The 20,660-nt window shown below is 54.6% G+C and carries 10 protein-coding genes, 2 pseudogenes and 2 CRISPR repeat arrays; of the genes and pseudogenes, 11 read left to right on the top strand and 1 reads right to left on the bottom strand.

Annotated features, from left to right (window positions below; genetic code table 11):
- Positions 1 to 56 precede the first annotated feature (56 nt).
- The 10 genes and pseudogenes from ABEV74_RS10635 to cas1c all read left to right on the top strand — a co-directional run.
- A complete protein-coding gene (locus ABEV74_RS10635) occupies positions 57 to 1,613 on the top strand; it encodes a TIGR02677 family protein (RefSeq protein WP_430145897.1) in 1,557 nt (518 codons plus the stop codon).
- Position 1,614: 1 nt separating this feature from the next.
- Positions 1,615 to 2,823 carry a TIGR02678 family protein gene (locus ABEV74_RS10630; RefSeq protein WP_430145895.1) on the top strand — a complete coding sequence of 403 codons (1,209 nt, stop codon included), beginning with the start codon at positions 1,615 to 1,617 and terminating at the stop codon, positions 2,821 to 2,823.
- Positions 2,824 to 2,840: 17 nt separating this feature from the next.
- Positions 2,841 to 7,073 carry a TIGR02680 family protein gene (locus tag ABEV74_RS10625; RefSeq protein ID WP_430145893.1) on the top strand — a complete coding sequence of 1,411 codons (4,233 nt, stop codon included), beginning with the start codon at positions 2,841 to 2,843 and terminating at the stop codon, positions 7,071 to 7,073.
- A gap of 158 nt (positions 7,074 to 7,231) precedes the next feature.
- Positions 7,232 to 8,965, top strand: a complete 1,734-nt coding sequence (locus ABEV74_RS10620; protein WP_430145891.1) for a TIGR02679 domain-containing protein — start codon at positions 7,232 to 7,234, stop codon at positions 8,963 to 8,965.
- A 331-nt stretch (positions 8,966 to 9,296) separates the two neighbouring features.
- Positions 9,297 to 10,329: direct repeats of the CRISPR family, unit length 32 nt; unit sequence GTCGCTCCCCATGCGGGAGCGTGGATTGAAAC.
- A 304-nt stretch (positions 10,330 to 10,633) separates the two neighbouring features.
- Positions 10,634 to 13,060 (top strand): CRISPR-associated helicase Cas3', encoded by a 2,427-nt coding sequence (gene cas3 / locus ABEV74_RS10615; RefSeq protein WP_430145889.1) that lies wholly within the window; start codon positions 10,634 to 10,636, stop codon positions 13,058 to 13,060.
- 36 nt (positions 13,061 to 13,096) lie between these two features.
- Complete coding sequence (gene cas5c / locus ABEV74_RS10610; protein WP_430145887.1) at positions 13,097 to 13,816, top strand: type I-C CRISPR-associated protein Cas5c; 720 nt, start codon at positions 13,097 to 13,099, stop codon at positions 13,814 to 13,816.
- Positions 13,817 to 15,733, top strand: coding sequence for a type I-C CRISPR-associated protein Cas8c/Csd1 (cas8c, locus tag ABEV74_RS10605; RefSeq protein WP_430145886.1), 1,917 nt, complete (start codon positions 13,817 to 13,819; stop codon positions 15,731 to 15,733).
- Complete coding sequence (gene cas7c, locus ABEV74_RS10600; RefSeq protein ID WP_062491834.1) at positions 15,734 to 16,600, top strand: type I-C CRISPR-associated protein Cas7/Csd2; 867 nt, start codon at positions 15,734 to 15,736, stop codon at positions 16,598 to 16,600.
- Positions 16,587 to 17,246, top strand: a complete 660-nt coding sequence (gene cas4, locus ABEV74_RS10595) for a CRISPR-associated protein Cas4 (protein WP_430145884.1) — start codon at positions 16,587 to 16,589, stop codon at positions 17,244 to 17,246. Before cas7c ends, cas4 begins: the two co-directional genes overlap by 14 nt.
- Positions 17,243 to 18,184: pseudogene (gene cas1c, locus ABEV74_RS10590) on the top strand (type I-C CRISPR-associated endonuclease Cas1c); the annotation flags it as partial. The gene cas4 and the pseudogene cas1c, both read left to right, overlap by 4 nt.
- Here cas1c and ABEV74_RS10585 read toward each other — a convergent pair.
- Positions 18,182 to 19,136 (bottom strand): annotated as a pseudogene (locus ABEV74_RS10585) (IS30 family transposase). The pseudogenes cas1c and ABEV74_RS10585 overlap by 3 nt on opposite strands.
- Before the next feature lie 221 nt (positions 19,137 to 19,357).
- Between ABEV74_RS10585 and cas2 the strand changes: the two are divergent.
- Complete coding sequence (gene cas2, locus ABEV74_RS10580) at positions 19,358 to 19,648, top strand: CRISPR-associated endonuclease Cas2 (RefSeq protein WP_062491838.1); 291 nt, start codon at positions 19,358 to 19,360, stop codon at positions 19,646 to 19,648.
- Between the two features lie 192 nt (positions 19,649 to 19,840).
- Positions 19,841 to 20,608: direct repeats of the CRISPR family, unit length 32 nt; unit sequence GTCGCTCCCCATGCGGGAGCGTGGATTGAAAC.
- Positions 20,609 to 20,660 lie beyond the last annotated feature (52 nt).

The following is a 20,660-nucleotide window of genomic DNA, read 5'->3' as shown; positions in this document are numbered from 1 at the left end:
TCCAACTCCATCTATCATAGAAGCAACGTTGAAATGCCTGAAACGAGGGGAAACGGATGGAGCACCAAGGACAGGGATTGCCGTCGCAAGCGTTGCGCGGAATACCGGAATTGAAGTATGTCAATGCGGACAATGTGGCGCGGTATCGCGCGATTATGCGTTTTTTCTATCAGGAATATAAGCGGTTGAAATACTGGCTTAAGCCGGAAGAAGTCTACGAAACGATGAAGGCCTGGAACATATGGCCGGACTATACGCAGGAGATGTGCCATCATGATCTCGAGCAACTGGTTGAATGGCAAAACTTGACCGCTCGCCACGATGGCGGGCGGTCTTCCACGTTGGAAGAATATTTGAAGAAAAAAATGCAATATTCCCTTCGTCCGTATTCGATCGAAATCGAGCGTTTGCTGGAAAATTTGGAGAAGGTGACCGGCTACGGCGGATCGCTCGAAGCGTCTCTTTTCGACACGATTGCCGAGAAGCTGTTCGCGATCCGGCGCGACGCGGACCGGTGGCAGCCGGAAGAGGCGCTCGAGCTGTGGAATGTGCTGTACCGGTCGTTCGTTAGTCTGCACGAGAACGCAGCAGATTACATCGCCAGCCTGCAGACGGCAAAAGCGGAAGAGATGATGGTGACGGAAGCGTTCCTCGTTTTCAAGGAGAAACTGACCGATTATTTGCAAAATTTCGTGCAGGCGCTTCAGCGCAGCGCCTATAAAATAGAAGGAAACCTGCTGCGCATTAACGATACGGTCCGGGATCTGTTTCTGGAAAAAGTGGTGGAAGGCGAGCTCGCCAAACCGCGGCTGGAGGAAGGTCCGGATAAAGAGGAATGGATGGAAGAGCTGCAACGCGGCTGGGCGAATATCCGGCGCTGGTTTATCGGGGAAGGGAACACGCCAAGCGAGCTGACGCTGCTGGAAAGAGCGACCAAAGATGCGATCGCGCGCATCGTCCGCAGCGCCATCCGTATTCAGGAGCGCAAGCGTGCGGGGCTTAGCCGCAAAAAAGAGCTCGAGCATCTGGCACGCTGGTTCGCCTCCCTCGATTCGGTGGACGATGCGCATCGATTGGCCGCTTTTGCGTTCGGCCTGTTTCCGACGCGGCATCTGCAAGGAGAAGACTTGCGGGATTCCGACCGGGCGGACATGTCTTCCTGGGAGGAGCGTCCGATGGTGCGGATGCTGCGTTCGCGCAGCCGCAAACGCGGCGAAAGGCTTCAGTCTGATCCGGTGCGCGACAACGAAGAAAGGAAGCGGCGCGAGCGGGAGGCGTACCGGATCCGGCAGGCGGAAGAAATGCGGATGATCGAAGCGATGCTGGAGCGGGGACGGGTCCGGATATCGGAGATGGGCGTCGTAACGGCCAAGGAACGTCTGCGGCTGCTCCAATGGATCGGCCGTTGCATGACGGCGGGCAAAACGTATACGTTCGTGACGCCCGAAGGCGTGCGCATAAGGATGAGTAACCCGCGGACGGACAAACGGACGATTTTATACGCCGAGGACGGAGAGCTGGAGATGGCGGATTACGAGCTGCACTTCATGCTGACGAATACGGCGGCGGCGCTGGAAGCGGCGGCATCCGTGGAAGAAAGGGGAGATCAATAGCATGGCTTCCGGAGCATTGCGAAGAGCGGTCAGAAAGGAACGTAATGCGGAGCAACTTGCCGAGCGGAAGCGGGCGTGCATGCATGCGCTGCTGAACCGTCCGTGGGTAACGAAGGAAGACGATCCCGATTTGTACTTCGCGATCAAAGATCATTACGAGGAATTGCGGGACTGGTTTATGGACAAGGCGGGGTTCCCGCTGATCGTGACCCGGTCGATGGCCAAGCTGGACAAGACGCCGGTGAAAGCTTTTCCGTGGATGGGATTTGCGGAGTTTCGCGAAACATCGGATTATGTCTTTTTCACATACGGTTTATGGTATTTGGAAGGAAAAACGGAGCTGGACCAGTTTCTGCTTTCCGATATTGTCGAAGAGGTTCGCGAGCAGATGCTTGGAGCGGGCTTGGAAGCGGATTGGCGCAACTACTATCATCGCTTGTCCATGGCCCGTGCGCTCAAAAAGCTGCGCTCGCTCGGCGTGCTGTACAGTGTCGACGGAGACGAAAGCTTCTGGGCGCAGGACGCGGAGCGCAACGCCCTGTACGAATGCTCACCGCTGGCCCGGTATGTGCTTCGGCGCTTTCCACGCGACCTGACCGAATGTTCGCGTATTGAGGAATTGACAGACCCGATTCCTTACGCGGATACGCAGGACGGCCAGTCGATGAGGCGCAGGCATCGCGTCTACCGACGGCTGCTGCTCGAACCGGTCGTTACGGATCGTCAATGGGACGAAGAAGATTTGAATTATGTGCTGTGGCAGCGGCGGGCAATTATTGATCAATTGGAGAAAACGTTCGGCTGGGTCGGCAGGCGCTATCGCGAGGGGCTGTTGTTCTTTCATCCGGAACTGACGGGCGAGGGGGAGCTGTTCCCGACGCTGTCGGCTGCTTCGGACCTGGCGTTGCTGGCGGCCGGCGAAATCCGCAGGCAATTGGCGGAAGGAGGCGGACTGTATACGGAGGACAACGGAACGATCCGGCTAACGAGAGCAGAAATGGAGACGATCATGTACCGGCTGCAGTCCAGACATAAAGAATATTGGAGCAAAGAGCTGCGGGAATCCGCATCGCAGGAACTGGCGGAGCTATGTATGAACCATTTGGCGGAATGGGGGCTCGGGGAATGGGAAAGCGAAGCTTCGTTTCTCGTATCTCCGGTGCTGGGCCGGTGGAATGCGGATTATGCCAATTCCGATTTTGATGCGTAATGGGGAGAGGATAGGCGATGGAGCAAACGACAGTCGGAACGACGGAACGGACAGCGGAGCTCGGGACGGCATCAATGCGTCGGGCGGATGGCGCGCAGCCGCCGGACAGATGGCAGATGAACCGGGTCGGCATTCTGAATTTTTGGTATTACGACGAAGAAGAATTTCAGCTGGAGGACGGCCGTCTCATTCTTCGCGGAGCGAACGGCTCGGGCAAATCGGTTACGATGCAAAGCTTCCTGCCGCTCGTGCTCGACGGCGACAAACGTCCCCACAGGCTCGACCCGTTCGGTTCGCGCGACCGCCGGATCGAGTACTATTTGCTCGGCGAGGATGACGACGGCAAAGGCAAGACGGATGCGACCGGCTATCTGTGGATGGAATTCCGGCACGGACGGACGGGCGCTTTCAAGACGATCGGTATCGGACTGAGAGCGCGGCGCAACGCTTCGCAGGTGCAATTCTGGGGGTTTGTACTGGAGGACGGCCGGCGCATCGGGCGGGACTTCTGGCTGTACGACCGCAACCGATGGCTGGAGGACCAGGTGCGTATACCGCTTGACCGCAAGGAACTGGAGGGGAAAATCGGTTCCGGGGGCATGGTCGTTCAGGATCAGAAGTCGTATCAGGACCTCGTAAACAAGCAAATTTTCGGCTTCGCGGATATCGAGGCTTTTCAGGATTTGCTTCAGCTTATGATCCAACTGCGGAGCCCGAAGCTTTCAAAAGATTTCAAGCCTTCGGCGATATACGAAATTTTGCACCAGGCGCTGCCGCCTCTGATGGAGGAAGAACTGCGGCCGCTGTCGGAAGTACTGGAAGATATGGACCAAATGGCCGACCGTCTGGACGAGATCCGAAGGCATCGCGGCGAGATGGTCAGGCTGCAGGAGCGGTACGATTTTTACAACAAGCATATTCTTTATACGAAGGCGGGAGAACTGCTGGAAAACCACGCTTCTTACAAGGAAGTGGCTGCCCGGGTGAAGGCGTCGGAGACGGCGCTGGAGCAAGCGGAGCGGGAGAAGGAAGCGGCGGCGGCGGAGCGTGCCGATATACAACGCAGGCTGCAGGACATCGCCTTGGAGCGGGAGCTGCTGGAGAAGCATGAGGCGATCGGCAAGCAGCGGGAATACGAGGCGGCTGCGAAAGCGCTCGAAGATACGGAGCGGCAGCTGGAGCGTTCCCGGGACAAGGCGCAAAAAGCCCGCATCAGGCAGGATCGACTGCAGCGCGAGCAGGAGGAGGCGGCCTCAAGCAGAGACGCTTCCGAGCGGATACAGCGGGAAACGCTGGACGAGATGGAGCAGATGGCGGGCGAGATGGAGTTTGCCGAGCATGCGGTATACCATCGCTATTGGACGCCGAATGTGCCGGAAGACGACGCCTGGAAGGATGCATGGCGCCGGGATATCCGCCGTCATCGCGAGCGGGTCGAGCTGGCGCTGGTCAAGGCGGCAGAGGAGCGCGAAGCTGCGTCGATGGTGAAGGAGCGGGAGATCGAGCTTGGCGAAGCGAGCCGGGTGCGGGATGAAGCGGAACGCGAGCGCGCCGAGCGGGAAAAGCGGCTCGAGGAAGCGAAGGAGCGGCTGAAGGATGCGATCGTCGTCTGGAGGGACGGATTGAAGGAGCTCGAATTCGGCGACGAAGCGATAAGGGAAACGTTCGGCGCGATTCGGAATTACGGACCGGAGCAGCCGTCGCTTGAGCTTGTGCGAGCGCCGCTGCTGCAGCGCTATGCAGTCGGCCGCGATGCGCTTGTCGAACGGAGGCTTGGCTTCGAGCGGCGCCGGGACGAGCTGTTGGAGCAGAAGCGCAGGCTGGAAGAAGAGAAACGCAGCTGGGAAGAGAGCCGCGAGCCGGAACCGCCCCGCAGCGAAGCGAGGGAAAACTTCCGGCGCGGTAAAGCCCGGGCGGGTGCTCCGCTCTACGCCTTGTGCGACTTTCGGAAGCAGGTTGGCGAAGAGGAGCGGGCGCGCATCGAGGAAGCGCTGGAACGCGCCGGTCTGCTGGACGCCTGGATTTCGCCGGATGGCCGGCTCGAAGATTGCGGCAGCGGCGACGAAGAGGCGTGGATCGTCCCGAAACCAATCGAATTCGGGTATACGCTTGCCGACCTGCTTGTAGCCGATCCGCCGGAGGAAAGCGGCGTGACGGCTGAAATGGTTGATGCGGTGCTGAGAAGCTTTTTATGGGACGAAGGAAGCGCTCTGCAAGACGGCGCCGACTGGCATGGCATCATCGCGGCGGACGGCTCGTACCGGCTCGGTCCGTTGGCCGGCCGTTCGCGGGTGAAGGTGCGTGCGGAATATATCGGAAGAGAGACGCGCAAGCGAACACGAATGTTTGAAATCGCCCGGCTTGCCGAAGCGATCGCCGCGGTGGAGGCGGAGCTGCATGAGGTGCAGCTGTCGATCGACGGGCAGCGGGAAGCGGAGAGCCGGCTTGCCGAAGAGCGCGACCGGTTCCCGGATGGAACCGAATTGACAGATGGGCTGCGGGCGCTGCAGGAGGCCGGTTATCGTCTGGAGGCCGCGCTCCGTCATGAGGAGCGGGCTCTGGAGCGGTTCAAAGCGAAATCGGAGGAATGGCGCGAGCTGCAAAGGCAGCTCCATGAGCTGACCGCCGGTTGGTCGAGGCTGAAGCGCGAGAAGGAGCTGGCCGAAGCGGCAAGCGTTATTCGAGAATACGAAGGTGCGTTGTCGGAACTGCATTCCTTGTGGCGTCAATATCGGGATGCGAGTGCCGCTTGGGAGCGGCTGGGGGATGAGCTTGAAACGACCGCTCTCGAGTTGGAAGACGAAGAAGCGCAGATGGATGAGCTCGACGAGCGGAGACGGGATCAGCGGGCGCAGACGGAAACGCTGCGGAAGCTGATCGAAGAGTTGGGCCTTGCCGATGTGGCACGAAGACTGGAGGAGATAAGAGCCGAGCAAACCGCGCTGGTGAAGCGTAACCGGGAGCAGGAGCGGCTGCTCGATGCGGCGAAGGACAAAGCCGCCCGGGCGGAAGCGCAGCTTGCGCTGCTGAGCGAGCAGGCGGAAGGCAGGAAGCTCGGGCTGGATCGTGCGACCGTGCAACTGTGGACCGAGCTGCGCCGGGGCCTCGTGCCGGAATGGCGGGAGGAGCTGCGGGAGGAATGGCCGGGTGATGAGCGCAACGATGCGGAGCCGTTTGCGGCACAGCCTCCGGAAGGGGATGCCGCCTGCCAGCTGGCCAGGGAAATTCGCCGCCGGTATGAGCCGCTGTTCGCGGGACGCAACGCGGAAAATATTACGAATCGTCTGCTGGAGCAATTTACGGCCGCCCGGATGATGCTGACCGAATATGTGCTGCAGACGACCGACGATGAAACGACGGGACGCATTTTGATCCATTCGATGCGTGACCCGCATCGGCCGCTGCCGCCCCAGACGCTTCTCGATGAACTGGCAGAGCAGGAAGCGGAGCAAAGCGCTCTGCTCAGCGAGAAGGACCGGGAACTGTATGAGGAAATTATTTTGCGCAGCGTCGGCAAGGCGATTCGGCAGCGGATTCACCGGGCTGAACAGTGGGTGCGCGAGATGAACAAGCTTATGGAAGAGCGGGATACCTCGAGCGGCCTGAGGCTGCGACTGGAATGGGAGCCGAAGCCGGCGTCGGGCGAGCAGCAGCTGGACGTGTACGATCTCGTAGAGATGCTCAAGCGCGATTCCCACCGGCTGCGGGAAGACGAGATCGATGCGATGATCGAACATTTCCGCGCGCAAATCGCGGGAGCCAAACAGTCCGCCGAGGAAGAACAAGAGTCGCTTCGGCAGCATTTGTACCGTGCGCTCGATTACCGGAATTGGTTCTACTTTGAGCTGAAATACAAAAAAGGCGAGCAAACCGGCTACCGTCCGTTGACCGACGCACGTTTCAACGTGCTGAGCGGAGGCGAGAAGGCGATGGCGATGTACATCCCGCTGTTCGCGGCGACGTGGTCGCGGTATTCCGACGCGCGCAGCGACGCTCCCCGGCTCATTTCGCTGGACGAGGCGTTCGCGGGCGTAGACGAGGAAAATATGCGCGACATGTTCAAGCTGCTGACGGATATGGGCTTCGACTATATGATGACGTCCCAGGTGCTGTGGGGCTGCTTCGATACGGTTCCGAAACTGGCGATTTACGAAATATACCGGCCGAAGGACGTCGATTTCGTCACATTGTTCCGCTACCGTTGGAACGGCAAGCGGCGGGAATATGTGGAAAACGTCAGAACAGAGTAGTCGGGTGGATGTGCTGCATATTTGCAGCAACGCTCGGCTAGATGACTGGCTGGCAGTCGTCAAGGCGCATAGTCGGAAGTTCGGGCTAGATGCAAGACAGATGTTTGCAAATTGTCCGGTATATAACGCGGTTAGACAGAGGGCAAGCGGGTGACGGCATGAACGGTTTTCAAGGATTTAACAGAGAGGATCGGACAAACGGATTACGGGCTGACCGGGGGGAGCGGGCGAAAGCTTATTTCTCCCGCCCCGGTTTCGAGCGGCCGCTGCAAGCGATATGGGATCGCTACGCGAGTTTCGGGAAAGCGAGAGGGAACGCGGTCGTCCGCAATGCGACACCGGAAGAGTGCGAAATGGTGAACTCGTTCATGGGGTGGAATGTGAAACCGGGCGGCGACATTCGGCTTCCTCTTGCGGCGTTCGAGCGGGAATTGCTGGAATCCGCCTTCGCGATGACGATCGAAGAGCTGCACGCGGTGCTGACCGGCGAACCGTTGCTGACGAAATCGGACCGGCAGCAGCTTGACCGGCAGGAATGGGAGGAGTTGTTCCGGATCGTCAAAGGGAAGCTGGAGCGGGAGGAGGGGCTGCTTCATCCGGTTGTGGCGGATTGGCTCGAACAATTGAAGGCGGGAAAGGCGGACGGTTACCGGATGCTCCGGGAGCTGTGGCGGCAATACGCGCAGGATGCCGAGCGCGAGCTAGCGAACGCTGCCGCGGCATGGAATTTGCTGCTGGCGAGACATCTTGGTTCGGAACAGCGTTTGGAGCAGAGTTCGATGCAATCGATAGAGCCGTTGCTGGGCGGTTTGCGATCTGATGATTCGCGTCTTGACGGCTCGCTTGACAGGAGCGGCCCGGCGTCGCCGAGCGACGGTTTGCATCCGATCCGTTTGCCGGTGCTGGCCGCGCTCGCCACGGGCAACCCGCATGCGCTGGACAGGAACGTCCCGGCTGGCCGGTTGCTGTTTCAGGCGCTGCGTGTATCGGCGCGGCGAGCCGTGCCGGAACCAGGACAAGATCAAGAAAGTGAAGTAAGATGCCGAGCAGACCGGATTGGCCAAGTAGATCGTACGGGGCAAGCGGTGAATGCCGCTGACAGTGCCGAAGCCATAGCCGGCTCAGATTCCGATTCTGATTTCGAATCAGAATCTGCAGGTACTCCGGAACGCGACAGCTCCATTGAAGAGCCGGAAGCGTCGGCGATCGAAGCTGACAGTCTGGCGTCACGGGAGATTTACCGGGTCGCGGGCATTGCGGACGACGATATCTCGACGTTCGTTCATGTTTTCATCCCTTGGGAGTCGGGCGGGCTGTCTATTCTGTCTTTACGACAGATCGAAAGGATGAAGCAAGTACCGTTTGCCGGTGATCTGTATGTGGTTGAGAATCCGGCTGTATTTTCTACGTTGATCGATATGACCGAGCGATGGCTGGAGAAGGGGGGAGCGTTTCGCCTTTCTGTCGACGGTCCCGCGCTGCTTTGCACAAGCGGTCCGGCAAGCGCCGCGGCGCTTCGACTGTTGGATCGGTACGTCCAGGAAGGCCCGAGGTGCGGTACGCTGTACTATTCGGGCGATTTTGACGTGAAAGGGATCGAAATCGGGAATGTGCTGGCGGCCAGATATCAAGGGCAGTTCAGATCATGGCGGTTCGATTCTCAAAGCTACGCAGCCGGAAGCCGCAGCTCCAACCGGGAAGGCGTCCGGTTTTCCGATGAAGAACGCAACCGGCTGAAACAAATGGGAGCCGTGTGGGATGACTCTCTTTGCAGAGCGATGAGCGGAATCGGACGAAAGCTGTTTCAGGAAGAGCAGATCGCTTTCTACATGGAAGATTGGATGTGCGCTTTGGAGCATGCCGTTGCGGGAGTTTCGGATTCTTCGAAGTGAGTATTATACCGTTTGGTGGTTCCGAGTTATTCAGGAAATGGGCGGCCTCGAAATTATTGTTGAATTTTGATTCCGGTGCAAGTTGGATATGTGATATATTGAATGTATCACAGGGAAAACTTACTATCGAAAATTTCGTCCCTGAATGTAGGTGCGAATGTGAAGCTCCCATAAAAACCCCGGGTCTTTCGCACCTCGAAATTTGTCGAAAACGAAGGTTTTTGAGACGATTCCTTAAAAGTCAAGCGTAAATTTATATAAAATTGGCATCGAAAATGGAAAAAAGCAGTGTAATTGATGTCTTATCGAGATGGATTGACCTCTTTTTGCTGTCGCTCCCCATGCGGGAGCGTGGATTGAAACATAACGGTAAGCGTCGCTCCCCATGCGGGAGCGGTCGCTCCCCATGCGGGAGCGTGGATTGAAACTTTCGCAATGCGTTCTTTATCGTCTTCCGTCAGTGTCGCTCCCCATGCGGGAGCGTGGATTGAAACTCAAACCGCGTCGTTGTTGGCGCAACGATACGGAGTCGCTCCCCATGCGGGAGCGTGGATTGAAACCAACGGCGAATATTTAGCGTGCGCACCCGCTATATCGTCGCTCCCCATGCGGGAGCGTGGATTGAAACCGTGGAAAGAAACGGAAGCCTACGCGAAATTTAGTCGCTCCCCATGCGGGAGCGTGGATTGAAACGTCACGCTTGGCACTGAAAGAGCCGGGTCCCGGGGTCGCTCCCCATGCGGGAGCGTGGATTGAAACGTATTTATGCAGCGAAGGCGGCGGATTAACTCAATGTCGCTCCCCATGCGGGAGCGTGGATTGAAACCTCGACAAGCCAGGACGCAGTTGACTGTCCAATGTCGCTCCCCATGCGGGAGCGTGGATTGAAACTGACCATGTTTGACAACGGCAAACCTTTGACGCAATGTCGCTCCCCATGCGGGAGCGTGGATTGAAACCTGCGGCATGTCGAAATGGCGTTCGCCAAGGAGAGTCGCTCCCCATGCGGGAGCGTGGATTGAAACAAGCAGCGTAAAGGGCGTTGGGGTCGAAAGGAGAGCGGTCGCTCCCCATGCGGGAGCGTGGATTGAAACATAACGATATTGAACGCCATGTGCAAGCTTAACCGTCGCTCCCCATGCGGGAGCGTGGATTGAAACCCGGTAAACCTCTCGTACTTTTGCCGTATACGAAGTCGCTCCCCATGCGGGAGCGTGGATTGAAACGCCTTTGGAGCAACCACCGAAATAAAGATATTTACTGGGCGCTCCCCATGCGGGAGCGTGGATTGAAACTCGTTACGCCGACGACGGGCTTCGGGAAAATACCGGAGTCGCTCCCCATGCGGGAGCGTGGATTGAAACCTCGCGTTCGCGGTCGAGTTCGGAGAGGAGAAAGCGTCGCTCCCTATGCGGGAACGATAAAGCTCAACCACTAACTTGACGACCGTTTCCAATGTCCCCCCATGGTAGTATGGATTAAAATCCAGTCTTCCCTTCCACTCAAGTGATCCCCCATGATGAAGTAAAAATATAAAGATTTCCAAAAAATACGATAGATTTGGGAGGAAAAAATCTAACGATGTCGTACATATAAATCAATAGTCTCATTTTTAAACGATGTCCCTTATCAAAATTAGCCTTAAAGACCTTGTTTTTCGGAGGTGCTATGGACTACATTGCTCACATCCGTGAAAAGGACGGAAAAATTCAGACGACAACCGAACATTCGATTGAGGTAAAGCAAGCTTGCGAGGATTCCGGCAGCAAGATCGGTCTCCGGTATCTGGCCGGACTCTCCGGGTGGCTTCATGATATGGGGAAAAATACCCTGTCATTCAAATCGTATATTGAAGAGGCGGCGGCAAACCCGGACAATCCTCCGCGCAGAGGTTCGGTCGATCATTCGACGGCGGGGGGCAAATTATTGTACGACCGGTTCCACCGGGGAGCAAAGACATCATTAGACAAATTAACGGCGGAATGTGTTGCCAACTGCATCATTTCTCATCATCAAGGCCTGCGGGATTTTTTGGATCCGCAATCATCGTCGCCATTTCTCGACAGAGTCGCCAACAAAGAGTTGCCGGACTACGAGCAGGCCAAAGCCGTTTTTCTCCGAAGCGTCGGCGATGCCGAGTTCGAACAATACTTTGCTGAGGCCAGGAAGGAATTGGCGGAGGTTTTGGAGCGGATTCAAAAACATGCGCTTCCCCCGATCGTTTTCTCGCTCGTCATGAAATACATATTCAGTTGTTTGATCGACGCCGATCGGACCAATACAAGACAATTCGAAGAGGATGAAGCCCCGGAGGCGCCGTTCGACAGTACAGCGTTTTTCAACCGTTGCTACGATTTATTGATGAAGAAAATTAGGGGATTTGACCGTGATCGGAACGCCAGTCATCCGATCAACCGGCTAAGACGGGAGATGTCCGATCAGTGCGAAGCTTTTGCGTTGGAACGGCCGTCCGGAATCTATACATTGTCGATTCCAACGGGAGGAGGCAAAACGCTGGCAAGCCTCCGTTATGCCATCAAGCACGCAATCGCCACCGGGAAAGAAAGAATCGTATACATCGTTCCGTACACGACGATTATCGAGCAGAACGCAGCCGAGATACGGGATATTTTGCAGGAGCACGATCTGATATTGGAGCATCATTCCAATGTTGTGGAGGAGATCGGGGAGGAGACGGAAGATTACGACGTTCGTAAGAAAAAAATCCGGCTGGCCAGAGACAATTGGGACCGGCCGATTATTTTTACGACGATGGTGCAGTTTCTGAACACGTTTTACGCCAAAGGAACGCGAAATATCCGCAGAATGCATCGTTTGGTCAATTCCGTGTTGATCTTCGACGAAGTGCAATCCGTACCGCTCAAGAGTATTTCCTTGTTCAACGCGGCGCTTAACTTCCTGCATTTTTTCGGCCGGTCCAGTGTCGTGCTTTGTACGGCCACGCAGCCGGCGCTCGATTACGTCAAACATCATCTTCGGTTGTCCGAACGGCCCGAGATGATCGGCAGTCTGGACAAAGTCGCACAACGTTTCAAGCGGGTGGAAATCGAAGACCGGACCGAGCCGGAAGGGTGGGGGGCCGAACGATTAGCCGAATTTGTCGGGGAGCGGCTGGAAGAGGTTCGCAGCGTCCTCGTCATCCTCAATACCAAAACGGCGGTACGGAAATTGTTTGACCGGCTTGCGAAGGATCCGAGAACCGGTGAAAGCGGCACGAGGCTGTTCCATTTAAGCACGAATATGTGCGCAGCGCACCGCAAAAATGTATTGGCAGAAATGATAGCGGCGCTTGAAGCCGAGGAACGGGTTGTCTGCGTTAGTACGCAGTTGATTGAAGCGGGGGTCGATATCAGCTTTGAATGTGTAATCCGGTCGCTCGCCGGTCTGGACTCCATCGCACAGGCGGCGGGGCGGTGCAACCGTCACGGCAAAGACGCGATCCGCAAAGTTTATATCGTGAAATCCGCCGATGAAGTGTTGACGCGGCTGCCGGAGATGAAGACCGGAGCCCAGATAACGGAGCGGCTGCTGTACGAGTTTCGTCAAAGTCCGGAACGCTTCGGTCATGAATTATTATCTGCAGCGGCGATGAACGCCTACTTCCGGTATTTCTTTCATCAAATGAAAGAGGAAATGGACTACCCGATCCCCCAACTGGATCATAAAATGTTTGATCTGCTTAGCGCCAACAAAATGTACTATGAGGCATACAAGAACAAACATGGACGCGCCCCGGAAATATTAAGCCGCTCGTCGTTCGCAACGGCGGAACGGTATTTCGAAGCGATCGGCAACGCGGCAGCCTCGGTATTGGTTCCTTACAACGAGGACGCGGAATCGCTGATTCTGGATTTGAACGGAGAATTAGATAGCCGAAAGCTTGGCGATTTGTTGCGCAAGGCTCAGAAATATGTGGTCAACATCTATGATCACGAGATGCGCAAGCTGATCCGGAATGAGGATGTTTATCCGTTGCTGCATGGCCACGTGTTGGCTCTGCGCAAAGTCGCATATTCCGATCTGGCAGGTGTCGAAACGGATGGCGAAGGCGAGTGGGAGACAGCCGTCATATAGCAGCGGATTTCCGATTGATAAGAAGGTGGTGAAAAAATGCGAAACCAGATCGAATTTGAGGTGTATGGCAATTATGCGCTCTTTACCGATCCGTTAACGAAAATCGGGGGCGAGAAGTTTTCCTATCAAATTCCGACCTATCAGGCATTGAAGGGCATTGTAGAATCTATATACTGGAAACCTACTATTATATGGTATATAGATGAGGTCCGCGTTATGAATCCCATTCAGACCGAGTCCAAAGGCATTCGTCCGATCGAGTACAACGGTGGAAATACATTGGCCTACTATACGTATCTCAAAGATGTAAGGTACCAGGTACGGGCCCATTTCGAGTTTAATCCGCACCGCGAAGATTTGGTACACGACCGGAACGAGCATAAGCACCATAACATCAGCAAAAGAGCGTTACAAGCTGGCGGGCGACGGGATATTTTTCTGGGAACGCGCGAATGCCAGGGCTATGTCGAACCGTGCGTGTTTGGCGAAGGAGCTGGCTTCTATGACCAAACGCCGGAAATCGATTTTGGCATCATGGTTCACGGCATCAATTACCCGGACGAAACCGGAAGGCAGGAGCGGGAGACCCGCTTGTGGAGAGCCAAGATGGAATACGGCATCATTCGCTTTATCCGCCCCGAAGATTGCACGCTCATTCGCAAGACCGGCGAGGGGACGATAAAGCCGTTCGATACCTCCAATATCCAACCGGTAGATGCCATGTATCAAGAACTATTTGCGGATGGAGGGGCGTGAATGACTTGGTTGGCGCAATTAAACAAGACCTACGAGAATCATTCGCATGCCGTCGGTCAATTCGAAAAAAAATGGAACGATCGTGAATATGCGCTGATCCCGGTCTCCCATACGACGCAAAGTGCGCATATCGAGGTCCATTTGGACGATCGGGGCCATTTTGTATCGGCCAATGTGGTGGACAAGAACGAGGCCAACACGATCATTCCTTGCACCGAGGCTTCCGCCAGCCGGACAAGCAAGCCTGTTCCGCATCCTTTGTTCGACAAGCTGATGTACGTGGCGGGCGACTTTGCAAAGTATTGCGAAGAACCCAAAGGTACGCCATACGAAGATTATATGGCTCAACTGTCGGACTGGTGCGAATCGCCTGCGGCGCATCCCAAAGTGAAGAGCGTATATACATATCTTCGCAAAGGAACGTTGATGGAAGATCTCATTAATTATAAAGTGCTGTGGCTTGACGGGCAGGGCAAGCTGGCGGATAAATGGACGGAAGAACTGGAAAACCGGTACGGCGAGCGGCCGGAAATATTCAAAGTGATCGCTTCGGATCAGAGCTCGGCGTTTGTCCGATTTGCCGTCCATGTGCCAGGTGACGTCGAACCTCGGTTATGGCGGGATATGTCCGTTCAAAATTCTTTTATTCAATACTATGAAATGAAGCTGACGGATTACGATTTGTGTTACGTTTCCGGCCGTGAGCTTCCTTATGCGGACAAGCATGCATCACGTATCCGCAACTCGGCGGACAAGTCCAAGCTGATCTCCGCTAACGACACGGACGGTTTTACGTTTCGCGGACGTTTTCGCACGAGCCGGGAGGCGGCCGCAGTTGCGTACGATGTGTCGCAGAAAGCGCACAATGCGTTGAAATGGCTGATCGACAAGCAGTCTTTCACGATTGACGGCAAAGTGTTCCTCGTATGGGGAACCGAAAATCTGAACGTTCCCGATCCGTTCGCCGATTCGTTCACCTTGTATGACCATGAGGACGAAACTCAAGGCATTGGGGATAGCACGCACAAGGAGTTCGCGAAGCGGATCCGGCTGGCGATTAACGGTTACCGTTATGACGGCGATTATAAATCAGAAGTCATCGTCATGGTACTGGATGCGGCTACGCCCGGGCGGATGTCGATTGTCTATTATCGCGACATGAACAAAGAACTTTTCCTCAATCGCTTGCAATATTGGCATGAAAGCTGCTTCTGGCTGCATCGTTATCGTAAAGATTCGGAGAATCGTACCGTTTCGTTCGTCGGAGCGCCGGCTGCCCGCGACATTGCCTTTGCCGCCTATGGTCCGCAGGCCAACGACAAAGTGGTCAAGGGACTGATTGAGCGAATGCTGCCCTGTATCATTGATGGGCGTAAAATCCCGTTTGATATTGTGCGCAGTGCGATCCACCGCGCTTCCAATCCGGTGGGGATGGAAGAGTGGGAATGGGAGAAGACGCTCAGCATCGCTTGCGCGCTCGTCAACAAAACATATGAGAAAGAGGGATTCGATGTGAGTCTGGATACGAATTGCCAGGACCGCAGCTATTTGTTCGGCAGAATGCTGGCCATCGCCGACAGGCTGGAAAGGAAAGCGCTTGGACGGGAGGAGAAACGGGCGACCAACGCGATCCGTTATATGAACGCTTTCGCACAGCGTCCGATGCGGACCTGGACGATTATTCAAGCCGCTATCCAGCCTTATCAGGCTAGGATGGGGACCGATGCGAACTTCTATAACCGTTTGTTGGATGAGGTGGGCTCGCAGTTGCAGCCCGAGCATTTTACGGACAAGCCGCTGAGCGGTTTGTACTTGCTCGGATTTTACAGTCAGCGTCATGAATTGAGCAATTTTAAGAAAAACAATGACACCGTTGAAGCGATGGACAATGAAGACGATGAACAGGAGGAAATCTGAATGAAAGCACTCGATCGAAAAATTGATTTTGCCGTCGTCCTGTCGGTTCGCAATGCCAACCCGAACGGCGATCCGCTGAACGGCAACCGGCCGCGGCAAAATTATGACGGGCACGGTGAGATTTCGGATGTCTGCATCAAGCGGAAAATACGCAATCGGTTGCAGGATATGGGAGAGTCGATCCTTGTCCAGTCCGATGACAGGCGCACGGACGAATATCGAAGCATCAAAGAACGGGTAGACGCCAATGCGGACGTCCAGGAATTCGCCAAAGGCAAGAAGCAGAACAACGAGCTTTTTGCACGGGCGGCTTGCGAAGCCTGGTTGGATGTGCGCTGCTTCGGACAGGTGTTCGCTTTCAGCGGCACGGATGTTTCCATAGGCATTCGCGGTCCGGTTTCCATTCATACGGCCGTTAGCTTGCATCCGATCGATATCACCAGTATCCAAATTACAAAAAGCGTCAACGCCGTGACGCCCAAGGATCCGAACAAGCGAAGCTCCGATACGATGGGCATGAAGCATAGAGTTGATTTCGGAGTGTATGTCTTCTATGGAAGCATGAATCCGCAGTTGGCCGAAAAGACCGGATTTACGTATGAAGATGCGATTAAAGTTCGCAATGCCTTGATCACCTTGTTCGAGAATGACGCTTCTTCCGCCCGCCCTGACGGAAGCATGGAAGTGCACCGCGTTTATTGGTGGGAACACAAGTCCAAAATGGGACAATATTCCTCTGCAAAAGTACATCGTTCCTTACAGTTGCGGCTAAGGGAAGGTGCGGAAGAGGCCAAATCGGTGGACGATTACAGCTTTACGGTACTCCCGCTCGAAGGGTTGGACGTACAGGAATATGCAGGATTATAACGAAGAGGATGATTTGCTTCTTTCGGGGATCCAGCACTTTAATTTTTGCAGAAGGCAGTGGGCATTGATCCATATCGAACAGCAATGGGAAGAAAATGTTCTTACGGTTGAAGGGGGACATATACATCGGATAGCGGACCAGCCGTTGATTCGCGAAAAGAGAGGGGACAAGCTGATCGTTCGCGCATTGCCGGTACGTTCCAGACGTCTTGGCGTTAGCGGCGTTTGCGATGTGGTGGAATTTGTCCGCCATCCCGAGGGAATATCGTTGGCTGGGGAGGAAGGTTTATACCTTCCTTTCCCTGTCGAGTACAAACGGGGGAAGCCCAAGAAAGACGATTCCGACCGCTCCCAGTTAATTGCCCAGTTAATGTGTCTGGAGGAAATGCTCGTTTGCGAACTGTCGCTCGGCTATCTGTACTATGATGAGATCAAACACAGGGTTGAAGTGCCCGTCACTCCTGCGGACAAAGAGCGGGTAAGCAATATATTTGAAGAGATGCGCCATTATTACCAGAAACGCCATACACCGAAGGTCAAAACGGGGCCGCATTGCCGAAGTTGTTCGCTTAGCGGCATTTGTTTGCCGGAAATGATGAGCAAGAGAACGGTTTCCAGCTACATTGAAAGCAGGTTGGAAGAATGAAGAAGCTGCTCAATACGTTGTTTGTGACAATGCCGGATACGTACTTGGCCCGGGATGGCGAAAATGTCGTGATCAGGAAAGACGAGGAGGTCGTTGCGCGGTATCCTCTGCACAATTTGGAAGCCATATGTACATTCGGATATGCCGGTGTCAGCCCGGCTTTGATGGGAGCCTGCGCCGAGCGCCGGATCGCTCTCACTTTTATGACTCGCAGCGGTCGATTTTTGGCCAGGGTCATCGGGGAGGACAAAGGCAATGTGGTACTCCGGAAAGAACAGTACCGGATTTCGGACGATGAGAGAAGAAGCGCGCTCATCGCGAGAAATATGATTATAGGCAAGCTGTATAACAGCAAATGGATTCTGGAACGGGCCATTCGAGATTATTCGCTTCGCATTGATGCAGATCGAATCAAGCGGGTCAGTGTCTCGTTATCCGAAACGATGAAGCTGGTGCGTGGTGCCGAAAATTTGGATGTTTTGCGCGGGCTGGAAGGAACTGCGGCCGTACAGTACAACTCCGTTTTCGATCAACTGATTTTGCAACAGAAGGAACATTTTTTCTTCCATGGCCGCAACAAACGTCCTCCGCTGGATAATGTCAACGCGTTGCTGTCCTTTACTTACACTCTGCTGGCAAACGAAGTGAAGGCGGCATTGGAAGCGGTAGGGTTGGATGCGTATGTCGGATTTCTTCATCGTGACCGCCCCGGGCGCGCTTCACTGGCTCTGGATGTTATGGAAGAACTGCGATCGGTGTATGCCGACCGTCTGGCGCTCTCTTTGATCAACAAAAAGCTGATTAATGAGAAAGGCTTTCACAAGAAAGAGAACGGCGCGGTCGTAATGGATGATGACACAAGAAAAATCATATTGAAGTCATGGCAGGAGCGCAAACAGGAAAAGATCGTGCACCCCTATTTAAATGACGGATTGTCAAGCTAAATGCGACAGCTCATCCATGAATGCTTCGTGAGCAGATTTCCAGTTCAGGCATTTTCGAGGGCGGTTGTTAATGAGGTGAACAGCCCTCGCAAGCTCCTCGTCAGTAACAGTGGCGAAATCATGTCCTTTGGGAAAGAACTCCCGTAGCAGGCCATTGGCATTCTCATTGGAACCACGTTGCCATGAAGAGTAGGGATCTGCGAAATAGACCTTGATACCATGTGTATTTTCGAGTGCGGTATAACAAGCAAATTCCTTGCCGCGATCCGTTGTTGCCGTCTTGAAGGTCTCTTTCGGGTACTGGCTTGCCGCCACGCCAAAGGCGATCTCCATGGAATGGGCTGTGCGATCCGGCATTTTCACCGCAAAGTAAAGCCGGGTTTTGCGTTCGATGAACGTCGCCGCACAAGCCTTGCTCTTCCCTCGGCTCGACACGATGGTATCCAGTTCCCAATGGCCGAACGTTGTGCGCTTGCGTACTTCTTTGGGACGCTGACGGATGGGGGTGCCGACGAGAAAGCGTCCGCGTGTCTCCATGGGCTTGCGTCGCTTGCCCTTGTCGAAGCACCTGAGTCTCAGAGACGGTCAGCTTGCCAGCATATAACCAGCGGTAGATCGTCTTGAAGCATACGAATGTTTGACCTTCACATCGCCGCCTCTCTGCGATCTGCTCGGGCGACCAGGTCTGCTCCAACTTCTCTTGCAGCTTTGCAGCCAGCTCGGGTGTGAACTTGCCAGATGGCACACAAGCAGCTCTTCGCTCTTGATAGGCGTCTTGTGCGGGCGCAGCTTCATAGTACGCATTCACTTGTCCTCTACAGAGTTCACGGGCAATCGTGGAGTGATGGCGTCCAAGCTGTCGGCCAATCTCCCTTGTCGACCAGCCGAGTCGATGCAAAGCCTCTATTTGTCCGCGCTCAATTATGCTAAGATGGGAGTAGCTCATGAATGGATCCTCCTGTACGAATGGGTGTTTGGCGACTTCCATTTTACACGAATCCATCCATGGGCTCCTTTATTTTTTTCTGTCGCACTTCATATTACAATCCGTCAAAATGAAAAAATATCCTGGGGGCTTGTCCCTTATGCGCAGGCGCTGCTTTTGGCCAGAACCATTCGGGGCGATCTTGACGAATACCCCCCATTTTTGTGGAAGTAGGTGAAGGCTTGCTGGTATTGATTACTTACGATGTAAGTACGACAAGCGCGGAAGGCAGAAGAAGGCTGACTCGAGTAGCGAAGAAATGTCTCAATTATGGCCAACGGGTTCAAAATTCTGTGTTTGAATGCATTCTTGATCCAACGCAATTCCGGCGGTTAAAATATGAACTCGAAGCATTGATTGATAAAGAAAAGGATAGTTTGCGCTTTTATAATTTGGGGGAGAATTACAAGGCCAAGGTGGAGCATATTGGTGCCAAAAGTTCATACGACATGGAAAGTCCATTAATTCTATAGTCAGAAAACAAGGTGCGAATGTGAAGCTCCCATAAAATCCCCGGGTCCTTCGCACCTCGAAATTTGTCGAAAATCATAGAAAATCTAATGATTTGGAAAAAGTCAATAGATTATTCATATGAAATAAGCATTAATTCTTGAGGAATTGCATTAAATTGATGCTTCATATGGATGGATTTAGTCATTTTTGCTGTCGCTCCCCATGCGGGAGCGTGGATTGAAACGATTGTTGCCGGGTTGATCGTCCCGAGTTTTGCGGTCGCTCCCCATGCGGGAGCGTGGATTGAAACCTCCCTCATGAAATACAAAAAGGTCACCCGGCAACGTCGCTCCCCATGCGGGAGCGTGGATTGAAACGGCCACAATGGCCGCGTCGCGCCGGAAAGGGACGCCGTCGCTCCCCATGCGGGAGCGTGGATTGAAACCTTGGTCATCAAGCGGTTGCCGGAGCTGCGCCAATGTCGCTCCCCATGCGGGAGCGTGGATTGAAACCGGTAATACTTTTGGGTATGTTTTAGGAGTGGATTATCGTCGCTCCCCATGCGGGAGCGTGGATTGAAACCGAAGAAGACGTCAACGAATCGACGCCGAAACCGCGGTCGCTCCCCATGCGGGAGCGTGGATTGAAACTGCAAGGGCCTGCTCATGCTTTCGCCGTGCATAGAGTCGCTCCCCATGCGGGAGCGTGGATTGAAACGCATGCTTTCAGATCAATGCAAACGTAGTAGCCTGTCGCTCCCCATGCGGGAGCGTGGATTGAAACCATCCTGGCGTGCCGGATGACTATATCTGGAGCGTCGCTCCCCATGCGGGAGCGTGGATTGAAACATCGAAGAAGACGAATTGAACGAAATTATGTCAAGGTCGCTCCCCATGCGGGAGCGTGGATTGAAACTCTTTCAAGGCTTGTTCTGCTGCTGACAGGCTCGTCGCTCCCCATGCGGGAGCGTGGATTGAAACCTCCAGTCCAAGCAGGTGATCATCGACATCATGGACCTCTGTCAATAGATTG

Source organism: Paenibacillus cisolokensis, from assembly GCF_050481165.1.
Classification (GTDB): Bacteria; Bacillota; Bacilli; order Paenibacillales; family Paenibacillaceae; genus Paenibacillus_AH; species Paenibacillus_AH cisolokensis.
The sequence above is the reverse complement of the archived record's forward strand: the minus strand, read 5'-3'. Positions and strand labels throughout refer to the sequence as shown.